This window comes from Bacteroides congonensis, assembly GCF_900130125.1.
Taxonomy (GTDB): Bacteria; Bacteroidota; Bacteroidia; order Bacteroidales; family Bacteroidaceae; genus Bacteroides; species Bacteroides congonensis.
The window spans coordinates 1,212,667-1,231,448 of sequence record NZ_FQXY01000011.1 but is presented as its reverse complement, the minus strand read 5'-3'; the positions used below and the strand labels follow the sequence as shown (position 1 = coordinate 1,231,448).

General features: G+C 37.9%; 17 protein-coding genes and 1 pseudogene. All 18 read right to left on the bottom strand.

Annotated features, from left to right (window positions below):
* Nucleotides 1–2 precede the first annotated feature (2 nt).
* The 18 genes and pseudogenes from BQ7997_RS22325 to BQ7997_RS22230 all read right to left on the bottom strand — a co-directional run bounded on the left by BQ7997_RS22325 (nucleotide 3) and on the right by BQ7997_RS22230 (nucleotide 18,781).
* A complete protein-coding gene (locus BQ7997_RS22325) occupies nucleotides 3–620 on the bottom strand; it encodes a sugar transferase (RefSeq protein ID WP_073348109.1) in 618 nt (205 codons plus the stop codon).
* Nucleotide 621: 1 nt separating this feature from the next.
* Nucleotides 622–1,641, bottom strand: coding sequence for an NAD-dependent epimerase/dehydratase family protein (locus tag BQ7997_RS22320; protein ID WP_073348108.1), 1,020 nt, complete (start codon nucleotides 1,639–1,641; stop codon nucleotides 622–624).
* A gap of 57 nt (nucleotides 1,642–1,698) precedes the next feature.
* A pseudogene (locus BQ7997_RS25015) lies at nucleotides 1,699–2,440 on the bottom strand (polysaccharide biosynthesis protein); the annotation flags it as partial.
* Between the two features lie 2 nt (nucleotides 2,441–2,442).
* Nucleotides 2,443–3,579: a glycosyltransferase gene (locus BQ7997_RS22305; protein ID WP_073348105.1), complete on the bottom strand. Its 1,137-nt coding sequence runs from the start codon at nucleotides 3,577–3,579 to the stop codon at nucleotides 2,443–2,445.
* A 12-nt stretch (nucleotides 3,580–3,591) separates the two neighbouring features.
* Entirely contained in the window at nucleotides 3,592–4,395 is an 804-nt protein-coding gene (locus tag BQ7997_RS22300) for a glycosyltransferase family 2 protein (protein WP_073348104.1), read from the bottom strand.
* Between the two features lie 3 nt (nucleotides 4,396–4,398).
* On the bottom strand, nucleotides 4,399–5,532 hold the full coding sequence (locus tag BQ7997_RS22295; protein ID WP_073348103.1) for an EpsG family protein: 1,134 nt from the start codon (nucleotides 5,530–5,532) through the stop codon (nucleotides 4,399–4,401).
* A gap of 7 nt (nucleotides 5,533–5,539) precedes the next feature.
* Nucleotides 5,540–6,529 (bottom strand): acyltransferase family protein, encoded by a 990-nt coding sequence (locus tag BQ7997_RS22290; protein WP_073348102.1) that lies wholly within the window; start codon nucleotides 6,527–6,529, stop codon nucleotides 5,540–5,542.
* Nucleotides 6,530–6,538: 9 nt separating this feature from the next.
* Nucleotides 6,539–8,098, bottom strand: coding sequence for a phosphotransferase (locus BQ7997_RS25960; protein ID WP_235817340.1), 1,560 nt, complete (start codon nucleotides 8,096–8,098; stop codon nucleotides 6,539–6,541).
* Nucleotides 8,099–8,129: 31 nt separating this feature from the next.
* Nucleotides 8,130–8,696, bottom strand: a complete 567-nt coding sequence (locus BQ7997_RS22275) for an HAD family hydrolase (RefSeq protein WP_073348101.1) — start codon at nucleotides 8,694–8,696, stop codon at nucleotides 8,130–8,132.
* 5 nt (nucleotides 8,697–8,701) lie between these two features.
* Nucleotides 8,702–9,655 (bottom strand): glycosyltransferase family 2 protein, encoded by a 954-nt coding sequence (locus BQ7997_RS22270; protein ID WP_262481158.1) that lies wholly within the window; start codon nucleotides 9,653–9,655, stop codon nucleotides 8,702–8,704.
* Nucleotides 9,656–9,718: 63 nt separating this feature from the next.
* Nucleotides 9,719–10,486 carry a glycosyltransferase family 2 protein gene (locus BQ7997_RS22265; protein WP_073348099.1) on the bottom strand — a complete coding sequence of 256 codons (768 nt, stop codon included), beginning with the start codon at nucleotides 10,484–10,486 and terminating at the stop codon, nucleotides 9,719–9,721.
* 280 nt (nucleotides 10,487–10,766) lie between these two features.
* Entirely contained in the window at nucleotides 10,767–11,981 is a 1,215-nt protein-coding gene (locus BQ7997_RS22260; protein WP_073348098.1) for a glycosyltransferase, read from the bottom strand.
* A gap of 1 nt (nucleotide 11,982) precedes the next feature.
* Nucleotides 11,983–13,104: a glycosyltransferase gene (locus BQ7997_RS22255; protein WP_083589331.1), complete on the bottom strand. Its 1,122-nt coding sequence runs from the start codon at nucleotides 13,102–13,104 to the stop codon at nucleotides 11,983–11,985.
* Nucleotides 13,105–13,107: 3 nt separating this feature from the next.
* Entirely contained in the window at nucleotides 13,108–14,091 is a 984-nt protein-coding gene (locus BQ7997_RS22250; RefSeq protein WP_073348096.1) for a glycosyltransferase family 2 protein, read from the bottom strand.
* A gap of 4 nt (nucleotides 14,092–14,095) precedes the next feature.
* The gene (locus BQ7997_RS22245; protein ID WP_073348095.1) at nucleotides 14,096–15,055 is read right to left on the bottom strand and encodes a glycosyltransferase family 8 protein; all 960 of its coding nucleotides are present in this window, start codon (nucleotides 15,053–15,055) and stop codon (nucleotides 14,096–14,098) included.
* Nucleotides 15,056–15,066: 11 nt separating this feature from the next.
* On the bottom strand, nucleotides 15,067–15,963 hold the full coding sequence (locus tag BQ7997_RS22240) for a GT-D fold domain-containing glycosyltransferase (RefSeq protein ID WP_159436789.1): 897 nt from the start codon (nucleotides 15,961–15,963) through the stop codon (nucleotides 15,067–15,069).
* Nucleotides 15,964–16,049: 86 nt separating this feature from the next.
* A complete protein-coding gene (locus BQ7997_RS22235) occupies nucleotides 16,050–17,327 on the bottom strand; it encodes a CDP-glycerol glycerophosphotransferase family protein (protein ID WP_073348094.1) in 1,278 nt (425 codons plus the stop codon).
* Nucleotides 17,324–18,781, bottom strand: a complete 1,458-nt coding sequence (locus BQ7997_RS22230) for a lipopolysaccharide biosynthesis protein (protein ID WP_073348093.1) — start codon at nucleotides 18,779–18,781, stop codon at nucleotides 17,324–17,326. Before BQ7997_RS22230 ends, BQ7997_RS22235 begins: the two co-directional genes overlap by 4 nt.
* Between the last annotated feature and the right edge of the window lies 1 nt (nucleotide 18,782).

Sequence of the window (18,782 nt, the reverse complement as noted above, 5' to 3'; positions counted from 1 at the left end):
ATTCAGTTATAACCATTGAATTCTTCCATTGTAACTGTTGCACTTGCATCAGAGGTATTTATATCTTCACGACATAACACCTTTTTCATAGTGACGAAGATTACCTTTAAATCAGTCATCAACGATATATGATCCACATACCATACGTCTAATGCAAACTTGTCAGTCCACGAGAGAGAGTTACGTCCCTGACACTGCGCCCAGCCAGATATACCAGGACGGACATCGTGACGGCGCATTTGCTCTTTACTATAAAGGGGAAGATATTTAACCAGTAACGGACGAGGACCAATAAGCGCCATATCACCTTTTAGAACATTAATCAACTGCGGAAGTTCATCAAGAGATGTATTACGGACAAAACGACCAAACTTGGTAATACGCTGTACATCTGGAAGAAGTTTACCTGATGCATCCCTGTGCTCATTCATTGTCTTAAATTTTATGATCTTAAATATCTTTCCATGCAGTCCCGGACGTTCCTGCAGAAAAAATGCTCCCGCCCCCTCATTGAAAACGTAAAGGAGAATCGTAATTATTAGCAGAACAGGACTGATAAGCAAAAGGACTACCAATGCTATTAAAAAGTCTATTATACGTTTAAAAAAATGTGCGTACATCTTATCTATTTTTACAGTTCTTGGGATAATCAGTCTTTACGCCCCATAACTGAGCCATAGGCTCCTCCTCCATTTCTTTCTTAAAGTCGCGAAGCTGGTCAATGTAGCTGAATTCAGGCTTATAATCAAGTTCACTGAATGTCTTGCTCACATCAAAGGCATTCTCCAAAGGATCAGATTTTTCGGGGCAATAAATAATCTCAGAAGGATTGTCCTTGGGAGAAAACACCTCTATGATGCCTTTTATCTGAGCTTCGAGCGATACCTGCCACCCATTACCCACGTTGTACATACCACCTTCTTTATCAGACTCAATACACTTCTCCACTACGCGAACAAAATCCTTGATATACACCATCTCCTTTGCCTTCTTACAGTTGCCCCAAATCTCAATAGGTTCGCTATTCTCAGCCTTTTTCATCAACATACGATAAGGCATCAAGTGGAACTTGAAGTCACGATAGTGATAAGCATTTGGATGATACTGATAGATAGTAAAGAACCGTAGTGCAAACCATTTTATACCATATTCTGCCTTATAATGAATCATCAAATCCACCGCAGCATTCTTTGCAATTGTATAGATAGCATGGTCGCCAGTCAAAGGGAAGTGACGAGGCGCATCCACAGGTATCACACTACCATTGTTGTGATAGTTAGCCATGTCCGAAGGAGTCTGAGGGAAGATAATTTTCTTGCAACCACACCCACGCATATACTCCAGTACATTCAGCGTACCAACGGTGATACTGTCAATCAGTTTCGCAGGTTCGAACGTATAGCGCGAAGGCAACTCACCAGCGAAGTGAGCCACGCAGTCCACACCCTCCTGAGGTAACTGCTTGAAATCCTTTGGCTTGGTTATATCCACCGACAGATACTGCATACCTTTCGATTCAAAGAATCCATTATCATTTTTGCGATGCCCCACAGCCACCACATCATATCCTTTTGATTTCAGATGGAGTGCAACATAAGCACCTAAGTTACCAGTCGCTCCAAATATTATAATTTTCTGCATGATATTATGTTTTGAATAGTTGTTGTTTTATCGTTATTTATCACGCTGTCACAAGCGTTAAGCATCCCAAACTTTGTATTTCGAATGCCTACTCTTAAACTCAAGCAGCACAGTACCTTCATCTGCTTCACATAGCCATATAATTGCGCACCATCCTTAATGATGCGCACAAACTCTGCTACCTGTTCCAATATTTCAGCGTAGCTCAATTCTCGAACTGCAGCGAGTTTAATCTTCGGATGCGATGAAGACTTGGTATTTTCTTCCTTGTTGAGCAATTCCTCATAAAGTTTCTCGCCATCACGCAGACTAGTGTACTTTATCTCCACATGTGTAGCACCAGAGAGCATAATCATGCGTTTTGCAAGGTCAGAAATCATCACAGGCTTCCCGATATCGAATACGAAACTCTCGCCACCATTCCCCATCGTACCAACCTGCAAACCAATCTACAGGTCTCTGGTATCAGCATGAAGTAGCGGATAATATCTGGATGCGTAATAGCCAATGGAGCACCAATTTTGAGCTGCTCCTTGAAAATAGGAATTACGCTTCCATTAGAACTCAATACATTTCCAAAACGAGTCGTTACGAATTGTATTCCTGTCTGCTCATTATTGAGCAACTGAGAGTACATTTCACAAATACGCTTGCTACAACCCATAACGTTAGTTGAGTTGACAGCCTTATCGGTACTCACCATCACTAATTTCTTCGTCCCATACTTTACAGCCAAGTCTGCAATAATCTGCATACCTCGCACATTGTTCAGCACAGTCTCCGCAGGATTATCCCCCATTTTTATTTAAGCAATCTATCGTAAAACTCTTTCCAATGACACACTACTACAGCACCAGCAAACTTTTCTTGTACCCTCTTTCTGCCTGCAGCGCCCATAGCTTTGCGCTTGTCAGTATCATCAGCCAGTTCCTTCATGCAAACATAAAGCGATTCTACATCACCAATCTTACATTGCAAGCCTGTTACCCCAGGCACACTTGCATCCAACACGCCATAAGCATCACTGGTGATGGTAGGCAGCCTTAAGCATGCCGCCTCAATTACGCTGCTTCCAAACCCCTCACGATAAGTAGGCAACACGAATACATCTGCAGCCTGTAACATGCGTTGAGGTGCACAAGTAATCCCATAGTACAAGAAGTTGTCTCTGTTCAAATGTTTATAGTTGCCAAAGGTTGCTGCAACATTCTCTTCGTCACTACCGAACATAAGCAAAAAAACATTCTTATTCTCTGCTGCTAACCTATCAAAAGCTGGAAGAAGTTCGTATAAGCCCTTGTCATGATTCAAACGCCCCATTAGCACAAATACAATCTTATTATCGCTTATACCAAGCTCCTTGCGAACAGCCATGCGAGTCTCTACAAGCGGATTGAATCGGTCAAGATTAACTCCACTAATTGAACCATCACCAAGTACCTGACCTTTATCTGCCTTGATTACACCATTCTTAACAAGATAGTTTTTCTGCGAACCACCATCCACCAAAATATGGGTATTCAACTTTGCTATGAGTTTATCGACCGACTTCAGCATCCAGCGTATGAAACCTGTGCGAGTGGCCCACACTTGTCCTGTGAAAATGTGTATACGAATTGGCACCTCCGCAAAGAAACCTGCCAATGCACATACCAGACCCGCCTTCGGAGTCACCGAATGTACAGCATCAAACTTCATCTTTTTAAAATAAGCAGAAAGCTGAAGAACAGCTTTCAGATCACTACTTAATGACATAGGTCTTAAGATGCAGATCTGCCTCCACCCTGTAAGGTCAAGCATCTCAACATCCTTCTCGCTATTGATATTGCCTGCCAGAAAGACATCATAGTCCTCACGCAGTGCTTTTATGTGATCACGCAAAAAAGCTTCTGCAGTCCCTGGTACTGCTACCACAAAACATATTTTCTTTTTTGACATAGATTTTAATATTTAATGTTGTATTCTTTTATGCAGCCATTTATATACCTTATTTGGTATTAATCCCTTGATAATTGGCACTAAGCAATAAACTTGCGTCCACCAAGGTAACCCAATCATCTTATACCCTATATATTTCACATAAGCTTCATTCAACCTACTCTTAAACGTTCTGCGAGCCACAGCATCGCGACTATCTCGCATCTCATAGATTGGCTCCTCTAGCATATATCCCTTATATCCTGCTGCATACATTTTGAACCATAAATGGTAGTCTTCAACACGCAACAGTTTAGGGTCAACTGTATATCCGTCCACCTTATCGTATGCCTCTTTCCGCACCATACAAGGTGCATGACAAAAAGGAGTACCCGCAATAAAATCTTGCTTTGTCACAATGCCCTTACCCTTACCCTTCATAAACACACCTTGCTCGTCAAAGTAATGCATCGGACCACTAACAATAGCATACTCTGGATGCTCATCCAAAAACTTCACCTCCTTCTCAAATCTATGAGGCAACGACCTGTCATCACCATCCATACGAGCTACAAACTCAGTGTCCGCATGCTCCAAACAGTGATTCAACGTGGCATTAAGTCCTTTATTGTATGAGTTCTTTATCAGCAAAATATTATCATGCTTTTCTGCATATTCCGCTGCCACTTCAAATGTATTGTCCTTTGACCCATCGTCGCACAATATCAGTTTAAAGTCCTGATACGTCTGCGCATACATCGAATCTAACGCTTCTGCCAGAGTAGAGGCACAATTGTATATGCCAATAATTACGCTTATACGAGGTTTCTTTTTCATAATTCAATAGAATATAAAATGCATAAAAGCTGTAAATCCTAAATGAGCCAGCAATATATTCGATATCCATTTTCTTTGATTTTCGGTAAAATCTAATTCTAATAGAGGATAAGCTAGCACAATCGGATAAATAAACCAAGACAAGTATGCAAATCTATTTGAGAAAGATGCTCTAATAACAAGGATCCAGAACGCATTACAAAGCAAATATGTATTTAATAAAAGCGTATACGTTTTATCGGTTACATTGTTTTTGAATACAACAAAATATGATAAAATTATAGGCATAACACTATACAACAAGAAGTCCCATCTAAAGCCCGAACGAGAGAAACCTGAATCAATACTACCAGAATACTGAGCCGATAAATTATCCGCCAACCTATCATCTGGGGCTAAATCAATCAGTATTGCCTCAAAGAAACTATGTGCAAACAATGATACAGGAATTGAAAGAAACCATACATAAAATGCAATTTTATTACTCTTTAACCCAAAATGAGAGATTGCCATACAAGCAAGAGGTAAAAGTGCAGTATGATGTATATTGTATGCAATAAAAGACAATATTCCAAACTTTATCAGATCTCGTTTATTATCGTCTAAATAAGTTAAAGCCAATATGACTACACTAAATGACAACCCATTTCGCAATCCATTGACTGCATAAGAAAAAAAACTAAACGCACTAATGAAAAAGAGGAAAGCAATATAAGTATGATTTGCCTGAAAAATTCTCTTGATACCCCATAAAGCAAAACCAACATAACCCAAAGCCACAATTGTCAGCCAACCCCATGACGGTAAACCCAACCTAGCACAAGCCATTAATATAAAATGCCATAACCACTCATTTCTTATATCTTCAGAATAATAAACTTCATTCCATGAAGCAGGCATGGCAATCTCGTTTTCATAACGCATAACATACCCTATTGTATCTGCGAATACAGTATGAACAGGTCGTAGTCCAATAAACAGAACAACACCCCACATTAAAAGCTTGCTCTGTTTATTGGTAGAGATTATGCCATCACCACCATAATAGCACAATGATGAATTATTCTTATTAACAACAGATACTGACAAAAAAAACAATATTACTAAGAAAAAACTTTGATAGAATTCAGCAATCATTAATAAACTATATTCGTTTTACAATCGGTCTTGTCAACTTGTCATATAAAAAAGCTAACAAATAAGATAATGGTACAACTATTACAAATTTCAACCAAGGATTACTACCTACAATGTAATTTACCCAATAAGCAGTAACCAAAGGCATTATGAACAAAGCATGAATAAACCACATGGGCATCGACATATCACCAAAGTGCATCAGTACCTTGCGAACTATCTCCAATTTATATAATGTGAAGATACCTAGTACTGAGAGCAGGATTAATGGGATATATATAAAGTCAAGCATAAAACCGACTACAACTCGTTTATAAATTACTGCAGCAATCACTACTACAAAGAGCAGAACCAATGGTAAGGTATGCTTCTTTGTAAGATTTATGCGTCTATAACTATTGTAACGTGCCATGTAGTATCCCAAAAACAATAATGGTGAGTTAAAAAAACAATCAAAGGCTGCTTGAGTGAAGATGTTATCAGTCCAATTAGGAATAATATGTACACTACACTCCAACACAAAACTAAAAACAATCACACCTATTAAGGCTTTCCATCCCCATCTATCCATCGTTTTTGAAGCAAATGGCATTACAATCATAGCATAGATATAATAATAGAGATACCAACTAAAATGATGCAAGTTAGATTCTAAGCCAAACATATTTGTAATAATTTGATACACCGTTAATTTTCCACCCCCTATTACATACAGAGGAATAAACACAGGGATGAGCAACAGCCAAAACTGTACCAGTAGTTTAAAAGCACGATGCAACCCACCAGCTATAGTTCTCTGCTTAGAGAAAGCATAGCCAAAACCAATCAGAAAGGTGAAGTACGAGATACATATTTTCATCGAAGCTCCAAACATGTCGAGTAATGTAGAACCTGTAGGAATAGCTATGCAATGATGGATAATCATTGTCAAAATAGCGATTCCCTTGATGATTTGCGTCTTGTCTCTGTCGAAAATTATATGTTGTACGGCAGCCATATTCCGTGCTTAATATTTGAATTCAAAATCCTCATATGCCTTAGCCATCACAGGGCGGAAGGTATGTTGATCGAGGAGCATGGTGTAAATCAAGTGTGAGAGGTAGAGACCTTTTTGTCCTGCGAAACGTTCGTAATAACGACAGAAAGTGGTAACATCGGCAAAACTATAGCCGCCGGCAGTGAAGTAATGACTCACGATTCGTTTCTCTATAATATTGGTGATGTAGTACTGATCATCCACATTCACATAACTCTTATTCTTGGGGTTCACCCAGTCGAGTTGCTCTAGGGGATAGACGACAATGGCATTATCTTTTGTATCTTCACCAACGAAATTGCAGTCAGCATCCTTAATGAAGATGCTACCTATTATCTGCTTCTGCTGGATGGTGCGGTAGATAGTCTCAGGCTGCGAAGTTGTAGGTTCATCGAGCACCACGACCTCGGCATTCTGAATTCCTTTAATCTTAAACTGCAAGCGAAGCATCTCACCGATGGAGTAGCGCTCGTCCAAAGTACGAAGTGTAGTGATATAGATATGATCATACTTTGTCAAGTCAAGACTCAGCAAAGCATGTATACACATCATAGTGCCATCCTCTGCCATCTGAAACACGCGAGGCATACGATAGGCATAGTCGGGTTTGTTGGAGGCAATGGGCATAATCAGTGTACGCTGTCCCATATCTCTAAACTCCTGCCTCTTATTCCTTGTCCCATGTCCTTTATCTCCCGTCCCTTGTCCCTTATCAACAAGGCTGCTGAGTACATTGACCAAATACTGCACCACCTTTTCTTCATGGGCATAGGGCAGAATGCGCAACATATTCATGAGCTGCATCACATTGATATACTGACGATACCAGTCATAATGTGCAGAGAAATGCGCATCAATGGCCGCATCTATCTTGTCCAGCACAATACCCAAGCGCATAGCATCATACTCTTTCGTATACATAAGTTGCGACCAACGGTAACGGGTGTCTTGACGAAGCTTCACTATGTCCTGCAAGGGCGTCTCAATGAAACTATCAAGAAAGTCGATAAGGTAGTAGTTGTTACCATTGAAGAGGATGTTGCTAAAAGTGAGGTCACCATGGCAGGTGCCCACTGGAATCGTGAGGTCGGCCAACTCATCAAAAACCTTTTCGGCACACTGCATGACATCAGCAATCTGTTCGTTACCCTTATAAAGAGGGTTGACCGATACCTTTTCTGCAATCTCCGCGAACTTTGTGCGAAAGACATCGGCACTCACAGTGGTCATTTCGCACTGTGATATCTCCCACTCCACAAACGACTTGAGGGCGGCAATAAGGTAGTTGACCTGCTCAAAACCAGCCTGCTCGAAGAACTCGATAAAGTTGCGTGAGTAGACGTACTCCATCTTCACAATCGTGGTCTTATCGGTACGCTTGATCGCAAAAATCCCCGGCACACGAATATGCTGGTGCTTTGTTTTGGCCGCCACCTGCTGCTTCTCGGCTTGTAACGCCAAGCGTTGTAAATACTTAGGGTCGGCAGTCGATTTATACACATATACCTTACCATCGGTGTCGTTCACCACATCAATCTGGCAACCGCTATGTCCTTTTACTTCAATTTCCATAAAATGCTTCTGTTATTTGCATATACTGCAGTCCTGCTCGTTCCGCCGCCGCCATGCCCACAGGGGAATCCTCGAAAGCCATAGCTTCATTAGCTGAGATATCGAAGTGTTGCAGCACATGCGTGTATATAAATGGATCGGGCTTACCCACTGGCACCTGTTCACCTGCCACGATATAGTCCCAGCAGTCCGCCATGCCAATATGCTTCAGAGCAGCCATCAAATTCTTCTCGCGTGCAGTTGATGCCACTGCTATCTTACCTCCGCTCTTGCGGAAAGTGAGGAGTAGTTGTGCCAATGCCTTATTTACTCTGAGCGCATCGAAATGCTGTGGGTATACAGCTGCTTTCGCTTCTTTTATCTTCGTAGCCGTTTCTTTATCGAACACGCCCATAGCCTGCATGAAGACATCGAAACGCAGACCGTAGCAACGGGAATACTCGTCGGTAGTTAGCGTCAAGCCCACCTCAGCAAATGCTTGCTGGTAGGCTAATAGGTTGGCCTCGAAGGTATCAACGAGAGTGCCGTCGAAGTCGGTTATTAATAGTTTAAGCATATACCCTATTTACGTGATACACAGTTCATCAACCAAACCAGCAACCAAGGGGCATAATTGTACAAACTAGTGTATATAGTGTTCTTTAATGAAGTCTTCTTTATAGCAATACGACCTAAAGACTTACGCATCGCATTTAGCACCTCCATGCGTTTAGCACATTCAACACGTCTTACTAAAGCAATGCTACCGCAGTGTATCATCCATTGCCAATCGTTAGCCTCCTTAATGTATGTACTATCATTCGACATTAAAGCACAAACTCTATCGTATTCTATTACTTTTATCATACCCAGCAACTTACGATAATCTATAGTATTAGACAATGAATTTTCATTCTGTTCATCACGTCTCACCACATAAGAAACGTGCTGTACATGTACTCCATAACCATGCAAGCAGTAACGAAGCGTAAATACTTGATCCTCATTCATGAATATACCTTCAGGCCAAGTTATATTATATTTCCTTAAGTACTCTACTTCATATAGCGTTCCAATTGTATACGCATGTTTGTGTATGATGGTACGCAAGAACTCTGGTCCAGTATACACTGTATAACTATATGGATATCGTCTCAAACAGATATGGTCAACTACATCTATCTTATTAGACAACACATAGTCACCCTTAATATAGTTTGCATAAGGAAATTTCAAAGCACCAGCAACCAATCCTGAGACACCGTTAGACGTAAGATAGTCATCACTATCCAAGAAACAAAGATAATCACCTTTAGCAGTCTCCATACCTTTATTACGTGCGGCACCAGATCCAGCATTTTTCTGATGAATAACACGTATTCTTACATTCTGGGCAGCATAAGCATCGCATATAGAGGGGCTTTCATCCGAACTGCCATCATCAACCAATATCAGTTCCCAATGACTATAGTCTTGCTTAAGCACACTTTGCACACAGTCATCAAGGTACTTCTCGGCATTATATACAGGAGTAATGATGCTTATAAGCTTACTATCCTAGTTACAGGCGGATGTACGAAGTAGCGCATTCATTATCAATTATTTACTATAATCAGATTGCAAATATCGCTTTAACTCCTCAGGAGTACCATAACTATAGTACTCCTCCATGGGCGCTAAACGCACACGTGCACCATCAGCAAGAAGATAGTTGTAGAGTAGTGACACATAGTACTCGGGCTTTTTGAATTCGGGTTCATCAAGTAAGCGATGGGCTATGTTTTTGAAGGTCTTGCCACTGCTAAAGAAGTAGGCGCCACAGAGGGCGTGATTACTGATAACTTCCTTCTCAGCAGTACGAACTACATTGCCATCCTCGCCAAGGGCGGCATAACTGTAGCGTGGCTCATTGCTCTCGAAAGAAACCAAGGCTCCCCCGTTGATTGTTGTCTCTTGTCCCTTGTCTTTTGTCCCTTGCGAAAGTTCCTCTTTGATAATCTCAATGAAGCGCTTGCTGCGAAATTCGAGATCGCAGTCCATCACGATAACAGCATCGTTGTCGGCGATGGAGCTTTCGGCCATGAGGCAGGTCTCAACTGCTCCACGCGTAGTCTTAAGTACTGAGAAGATGTTGGCATCTGGCAAGATACTTTTAATACCTTCGTCAATGTGGTACTTGTCGATATGTTCCTGACGAACAATAAAGCTATACTTCATCTCAATGTCCTTTTCGCTAACACTACCAATAGCGCGCAAGAAGAGTTCCTTACCATGAAGTTGAATAAGTGGCTTCGGGGTGTTCCATCCCTCCTTCAGAAAACGAGAACCATCACCAGCCATAGGCATTACGATATGTAGTTTACGCATAGCGATTATATTGAATTTCTATTTTGTTTAATTCCACCTGTAAGAGTTGGCAAAAATCGGTTGCAGAAATATACCATCAAAACGCAATATGCAAAAAGTAATATGTATTCTACAAAACCATAACCCAATTTATAGACAGTCTCATTGAAATGAGGCAAAGTTGAAATTATATGATTTAACTTTTCTGCTACTGGGGAAGTGTACACACATTATTACCTACGATTTTTTACATAACCATTGCAATGGTTTACTATTTTTCTAATAAGACAAACCAAAATATTCATTTCTTTGCTAACTTCTCATCGCGAAGGCGAACAAGTTCCTTGAATAGATGCTCTGCAACCACATCTCCTTGGAATTTTATACGTACGAACTCACAACCAGTCGTTGCTATACGTTCAAGTTCCTCCTGATGCTCTGGCATCTGATAGTATTCAATTGTCTTACGCAGTCCTTCCTTTGTACCATCGTAAGCAATGTAATGAGTGCCAGGAATAAGACCATAGTCACGATACATAGGTGAATCAATACCAAGATATGCAGCACCACAAGCCATACCCTCTACGAACCCTATACCAGGCAAGCCAATACGCTCTTCACCTACGATACACATCTTGTAGTCATTGAACTTCTCAACCATATCAAACGAGAAATACTTTTTTTGCTGACCTGTATGGAAGCGATTGTAAATCTTCTTATATAATACTACTAGTTTATTGTCTGTAGTCTTAACCTTCTTACCCTCATCACCTTCAAGGTAATCTTCACTATAGCAATCTATGGTATCATTGAAGAACTCAGGATTATCTTTTACGAACTTCCTAACAGGTTGTAAACAACTTTCATCGTATACCTCAAAATACTCCTTGTGCACTTTATATGTAATTGTACCTACCGAAAATGCTTTGTTTTGACGCTCTGCAAAAGGCTTCTTGTTATGGAAACGCTGAGCAAACACGAATGGTATCACAATCCAAGGATGCTCCTGATGGTAAAAATGAAGGAATAGCTCTGAGGTCTTCCGCAGATTAACCTCATTGAAATAACAATCCACATTTGCCTTCTCTATCAACTTATCCTCCTCTGATATACCATGAAAATGAAGCATACTCAAAGCCTTGAAGCCTTTCACATTCTCCAAGCCACGATAATGCTCATGGTGGAAGTTATACGCTATTACAATATCGTCAGGACGAATATCCTTTGGATTTGTTATTACAGTTATCTTCTTGCGTTCAATGTTATTTTTGCTCAAGATAATTATGTTCTCTAATATGCTGAATAAATTCAAGAATTTCAATAAAACACTATTTCCCTTTGTTAATAGTGAGAATCCTCTATCGTTTATATAATTGCATACCTCATACTCGGGATGTCGTAAAAGATAGTTCAAGAGATAACCATGTTTGATAGCAGGTGAAAACTTATATACCATTACAGATGATGTTTTTAATAACATCCAATCTGCATGGAGATTAACAAATACTATTCTCATATCATTTTACTGTAAATACTTGTGTCATTTGCTTTGCCATATTCTCAATCGAGAACTTTTGCAAAGTATCTTCGTTAATTGTTGATTTATTCTCAATGGCTCTATCTATAGCAGAATGCCAATTATTGTATGAATCATCGAGCGAAACATATTCCACTTTTCCACAATTTGCAAGAGGTGGGATAGCTGTAGACACAACACATGAAAGACCTGCAGCTTGAGCTTCTATCATAACTATACCCAACCCTTCAAAATGGCTTGGCAGGAAAAAGCAGTCGCAGCATTGCATCACTTCGTTTACATCGTTTCGAGAACCAAGGAAATGAAATCTGTCTGCCATTCCTGTTTCTACTAACCATTTATCTATTCGTTCTTTTTCTGGCCCCACACCAATCCATACGAAATCAGAGTCATTATTCTTTTTAAGATAGGATGATATGCATTTAACTATAAACTCTGGATTCTTCTGCAATACCATTTGCCCCACAGTAAGTATATGCTTCTTCTTCGAAAGCCTAAGTTCCGACTTCTTAGCTTCAATATCAATATGCTTTCTAAAATGAACGATATCAATACCGTTATAGATAACAGATGGATATTCATTTTGCCTCCATTGCCTGCCTTTAAACAAAAATTCCATTGCTTCTTCACTGCATCCACAACGTCTAGTTGAACAATTCCAACACAACCATCGCATTACATTCTGATATATGCGAAGTGATAATGACCTACTATTAATAACTTCTGCTTGTTGCTGTGTATTATGTGAGTGACATATCCTTACTGGTATACCTGCCAATTTTGCCACCAATAATTGAGGTCCATTTTGAAGATCTATATTTGTTTGAAAAAACTCAAATTTGCCTTTCTTTAAGATTTTATAAAGTCGCCAATAATGCATTAACTTATTTCTCAAACCCAGCAAGTCACCTGTATGCTCTATTTTGACGCCTTGCGAAAGAACATCTTGTTCTCTGACAATACATTTAGGTTGATTATTACAATTTACTACAACAATCTCAAAATTAGATTTATCTATTCTTTTGCATAAATTTACCACAAATGTATCTGTACCACCTCTTGCCAACCCGTTTTGCAAAATACAAACTTTTGTTCGTTTCATAAATTACCCTACATGCTTTACCACAAAACCACCTAATCTATAACTATAAGCAACTAACATAGCAAATAAAAACTTCTTTTTTGCTATTAATCCAGAGCTATATATTTTTCTAAGATGACTTCTAACATTTGATTGATATATCTTAATATAATCATCTTTTTTATATCCAGCCCCAGCTGCATAATACAACAACCACATATCTGATACTGCATAAGCAGCCTTGCCTAAATCTGAAAGTGCAGACCAATTCACTTGCACATCATTGTTTATTTGTTTCCAAACTTCATGACCTGTAATCTTTTTATAATTGAATGGCTCATGCGATATGCTTTGGTTATTCATACGATAATGGTAAAAACATTCTGTGACATAACAAATCTTCTCTACCCCACGATTAAGTGCTTGCCAAAAAAATAAGCAATCCTCACCATACCATATATCTTTTCGGAAAGTGAGACCTTCATAAAACTTGCGAGGAACCAATTTATTCCAAAGCGAACCATTTAATTCTTTATGAAAGAGCAATGCTCTGATAATATTTTCCTGACCTTCAAGTATTTGTCGACTATAGGTCACTGGACAATATGTCTGCTTATCATCTTTTACCTTTATACAACCACAAACTGCAATATCTACTCTTAGCTCATTAATTGTACAGAGCATACGTTCCACCATATCATACTCTATCCAATCATCACTATCCACAAAAAGCACATAATCACCCTTAGCTAACGAAAGGAGTTTGTTACGTGCTTCTGCCACTCCAGCATTTTCCTGATGATACACCTCCACGCAAGGATATTTTGCGGCATACTGCTCCGCAATCACTAACGTACTATCCTTTGACCCATCATCCACCACAACTACTTGCAGATTAGGATAAGTTTGATTGACAATGCTTTCCATACATTGAGAAAGAAAGGCTGATGCATTATATGCTGGAACTAATATAGAAACAACTGGACACTTCATAGATTTTTCTTTCATAGCCTTAATTCTTTAAAGTATAATCTTGCCTCAACTTTTCTATTGCATCTTTCATCAATGGATTAATAGTATACATTGGCCATTTTAATACCTTTGTTTTGTATATTGTATAAAGAATATCTGTCAAACTACGATTATTTTTTAAAGTTACAGAATTCCATACGCTTTTGCTATAGAAGTATCTCCAAATAAAAGTTAGTGGATGCTTGCTATCATTATACCAAGGTTTTTCTTTTGTGGCATAATGAAGAATTACAATACAATTAGACGAATCTAATATTGAGGCCCACTTTTTCTTATGTAACCTATACGAGTCAAATGAATCAAAGAAGGATATTAAAAAATTATATTTAAAAGGAAGCCAAACAACCTCGTTATGAAAAATTATATTTAAAGCGTCTTGGTCTGGCCACAGACATTTACTAGGATTGTCTGTAATGAACTTCGATAATTGCTTGAAACTCTCATTATGTCTCCAATATTCAAGATTCATTAAAAGAACACCAGAATTAAAATAATTGCCATCATAAATCTCAATACGATTTCGGTCAAGGATATCATCACCATTTCGGTCTTCTACTGCGGCTATAGGTGAGTCTGTTATATCTACATTATATAAATCCGCCACACTTTGCAATACAATAGTGTCGCAATCTATATATAATATTTTTTTTATATTTTTTGACAGTATATCTGCAAAAAGATACCTGAAATATATTGCCTTAGGGAACAGTTTCGAAATGGGGAAACCATCAAAGATTGTATCCTCTATCAAATGAATATCGATATGTTGATTATATCGCTTTGAAGTTTCATTCAACTTAGCTATATTCACTTGAGATAACCCCTTTGTTAAAACATGAACAAATACATCATTTGCTTTATTTGTTTCAAAAATTGAGGTAATGCAAACACCTAATGGCAAAGCAAATTTATCGTCAGCGCATAATCCTATGTGTATCATAAATAAATGAATTAACAGCCTATTCGTGCAATAATTTGTGTTTCGTAGATTGTATTCACGATGTTTCCCGGTTGTTTTCCGCCTTCAACTTCATTAGTGTATTTGTTAGGTACCGGTACTTTTTGTTTTACACCCATTCTCATCCACTCGTATTCAATATCTACGTGTCCTAAGTCGATAGCCTGAAGCCCATATAAGCTCAAATCATAGGCCATTACTGTAGCTGTCATTCCTAAAGCCAATAAGAATAAAGTATCTTTAGGTTGTTCTTTCGCTTTGTTTATTATTTCGTTGTACTTATCATATGCACCCTCTGCTGGGCATAAAATTCTTTTAACAGATTTTACATTTTCGAATAAATCGTTGCCTATCCCCAATCTAGATTTTTCGCCTTCTATAAAACAAATATTTCTACCCTCCCAGATTTTAGACATTTGTTGAATAACCTTACGTGATCTCTTTTTGTCTTTTCTTGTAATATAAAAACGTGTAAGTTCAGAATTTAAATACAGTCTATCTATATTGATACTAGACAAAAGCAAACTATGATGGCTATTAATGAAATACATCAAATATCTTCTCGCATCAAAAACCAACCCTCTTAAACCATTATAATAAGAATATGAAATCCCCACAGCATGTTTAGTATTATCAAAATTTGTTTGTTGCAATATCTCTGCAAGGCGTTTCCCTAACTCCTTGTCATATTGTTGAAAATATGATTCGTTCATATACCGCTTACCAGTAATATACTGCCAAGCCATAGAGAACTCGCCATCGCCATAACGACTCAGACTACATCTGTTCCTAATAATATAATCGATGGAATCTTCAGTATTCAAAACACGAACATTTGCAAGTTTTCGCCTGATGACAATTCTACAAGTATATTGTGTCAGTTGTTTCAAGTAGTCGATTATAACGAAAAACTTGATAACAGCTTTTTTTATAATAAATAAAAGTTGCATTTTTTATAAAAAAATTAATTATCAAATCAACCCAATATTGCGTCAATAATGTTTTGTGATGAAGAGCGATTGTTAGGTGGAGTTAGGTACTTTTTCTTGTATTCAACTCGTTTTGTTTTCAAATCATCATATTCATCCATAACAATATTTAAAAGAAACGTCTCAACTTCTTCAATAGTTGCACCTTTATAGTGTAACTTAAATGCTTCTTTTGTTTGTGTGTTGCATATATTCATATTATCATGACCATTACTCAAAAACAGGAGAGGTTTTTCTGTATACATATACTCAACCATAAAGGACATACAATCATGAATCAAAGCATCACTACCCATAAAAAGATCAACATATTGCCCCTCTTCTAACTGGGTATTATCCAACTCTGCCCACTTAGCATAGTATGCATCTGTTCGCTCTTGCCCCCAAACTTGTATTAGCTTACGCTTAAGTACTGGGTGAGGCTTGAATGCCCATTGAATAGAATCTTTATATTTCTCAACCAACTGCAACATTTCATCAGCAATGTCTAAGAATGTAGATTGCTCGTATGCATTTCGCAAATTTTCACCTTTAATTGTATGAGACGGAGCCCAAATAATACATTTTTTATTAGTCCTCTGAATTTTCCATACATCTTGATGATTCTGGAATGCTTTTATAAAAGAGTCTTGAATAGGAAGTCCTGTCACATAATGATTCACCGCATTATTGGTCATTATCGGACGAAAATCCTCCAACGTATAATTATTTTCTACAAAGCCCATCCACACAAGATTGTTCTCTAAATGATTAATAGTTTCTGGAATGTTGGTATTACGAAAACAATATGGTACATAGCAAGCTAATGAAGTTCTTTTCGTGTTGTATAAGAATGCATATTGTTTATCAAATAATCCATCATACAATTCGCCATAAAACACAATATCAGGCCGTACTAAATCATCAATATCAACATGGGGGCTACCAACAATATACTTATAATTCTTTGCTTTGAGAGTTTCCATACATTTATCAAACTGCCTTGTGCTTTCAACATAATCTCCATGGTAACACATTACAGGAACTAACACTGGTTCAAAGCGGGGATGTTCCAGCATTTGAAGATATAATTCCTCAGATTTCCATTTTGAGATATCATAAACCACAAAAGCAACTTTTATAATATTCTTCTTTCTAATCTCTGCAGCTTTTTTCAAAATGACTTTTGAAGGTGCACGCTTAACATCATACAGCCTGCATTTATGCAAATCATAATGTTCTTGAAGATTCAGTACAATCTCAAATATGTGTTTTATAAAATTCATATTCTTTGTTTACGCAATTTATATTTGCTTATAACAGGCTTAACAAATTCCATATATGCCTCATCATGCTTGACATGCAATATTAATATATATATAAAAGGGGCAGACATACCACCTAATATTAACATTATCCAGTTTGATATAGGTAGAAAGGTCAAAATATAAGAGGGTGCACAAGCAATGATACTTAACAATGCGTAAGGCATAAAATCTCTCACTTGAGCAAAATAGCCCATCCCGAATAATTTACCTGTATAATAAGTATTAAAAGCCAACGAAATTTGTGCAATAATCACTCTTGATGCACAAATTCCTATCACACCCCAATAGGCTGATATGACAATTATTGCGACTGATATAGTTCGCTTATATATTTCTAATTTTAGCACATAATCACTACGACCTGTAACCTTTAACAGATTCAAATTAAGTTTTTGCACATGATCAAACATTTCAGCAAAAATGAAGATTTGCAAATAAACAACACAGTCAACCCACTTTTCTGTAAGAAGAATCAAGACTATTGGTTTTGCAAGAGCAGCAAGCAGCAACAAGCAAAACATTATTGCCATAGAGGAGCTTTTAATGTATTTTCGATAGATAAATATTAAATGCCCCGTATCATTCTGCAATTTGGCAAGTATAGGAAATGTAACTTTTTCCAACACTCCCATTATTGTTCCGCTTGGCAATTGTGCTAAACTTGTACCTCTGTTATAGAAACCAAGATCTTTTGCTGTAAAAAATTTCCCAATGATAATAGGAATTAAATTTGAATACATTTGCCATAGTAATCCTCCAGCTAACAATTTACTGCCAAAACCAAAAAGATTATCAAAAGAATTCTTTGAAAAAGCAAACTGTGGATGCCACCTTGCAACACTCCAAATCATAATAACATGAAAAATCCTCGACAAAACACTTTGCCAAACAAGAGCCCAAACACCATACCCAAGATAAGCCAGTGATAAGCCAATAATACCAGATACGAATGTTGAAGCTACATTAACTTTAGCAAGAGCCTTAAAATTAAGATTAATAGTCAGTCGACTAATCTGTACTGATTCTAATGCGCCAATCACCAATATTACACAATATATTTTTACAATACGGTTTAATATTGGCATATTGAAAAATTCTGCAATGAAAGGTGAACATATAAAAAGTATAATATAGCACAATATGGATATGCCTATATTAAAATAGAACACAGTGTTACAATCTATATCTTTTAGATCAGGTTTACGTATCAAGGCTTGGCCAAAACCACTGTCTATGAATGTTTGTGACACAGCCATAAAAACAGCCAATACACCTATTGTACCATAATCAGATGGTGATAATATGCGAGCAAGTATAACTCCAAGGACAAAAGTGATGGCTTGTGTACTAAATTGTTCCAGCGCTGTCCACTTAACTCCTGATAATGTCTGCTTTTTTACACTTTCTACCATA

Coding starts and splice junctions, on each gene's coding strand:
- BQ7997_RS22230 (WP_073348093.1), bottom strand. CDS start 18,781: ATGGTAGAAAGTGTAAAAAAGCAGACATTATCAGGAGTTAAGTGGACA.
- BQ7997_RS22255 (WP_083589331.1), bottom strand. CDS start 13,104: ATGAAACGAACAAAAGTTTGTATTTTGCAAAACGGGTTGGCAAGAGGT.
- BQ7997_RS22245 (WP_073348095.1), bottom strand. CDS start 15,055: ATGATACACATAGGATTATGCGCTGACGATAAATTTGCTTTGCCATTA.
- BQ7997_RS22250 (WP_073348096.1), bottom strand. CDS start 14,091: ATGAAAGAAAAATCTATGAAGTGTCCAGTTGTTTCTATATTAGTTCCA.
- BQ7997_RS22300 (WP_073348104.1), bottom strand. CDS start 4,395: ATGAAAAAGAAACCTCGTATAAGCGTAATTATTGGCATATACAATTGT.
- BQ7997_RS22325 (WP_073348109.1), bottom strand. CDS start 620: ATGTACGCACATTTTTTTAAACGTATAATAGACTTTTTAATAGCATTG.
- BQ7997_RS22275 (WP_073348101.1), bottom strand. CDS start 8,696: ATGCTTAAACTATTAATAACCGACTTCGACGGCACTCTCGTTGATACC.
- BQ7997_RS22265 (WP_073348099.1), bottom strand. CDS start 10,486: ATGCGTAAACTACATATCGTAATGCCTATGGCTGGTGATGGTTCTCGT.
- BQ7997_RS22305 (WP_073348105.1), bottom strand. CDS start 3,579: ATGTCAAAAAAGAAAATATGTTTTGTGGTAGCAGTACCAGGGACTGCA.
- BQ7997_RS22235 (WP_073348094.1), bottom strand. CDS start 17,327: ATGAATTTTATAAAACACATATTTGAGATTGTACTGAATCTTCAAGAA.
- BQ7997_RS22290 (WP_073348102.1), bottom strand. CDS start 6,529: ATGGCTGCCGTACAACATATAATTTTCGACAGAGACAAGACGCAAATC.
- BQ7997_RS22320 (WP_073348108.1), bottom strand. CDS start 1,641: ATGCAGAAAATTATAATATTTGGAGCGACTGGTAACTTAGGTGCTTAT.
- BQ7997_RS22260 (WP_073348098.1), bottom strand. CDS start 11,981: ATGAGAATAGTATTTGTTAATCTCCATGCAGATTGGATGTTATTAAAA.
- BQ7997_RS22295 (WP_073348103.1), bottom strand. CDS start 5,532: ATGATTGCTGAATTCTATCAAAGTTTTTTCTTAGTAATATTGTTTTTT.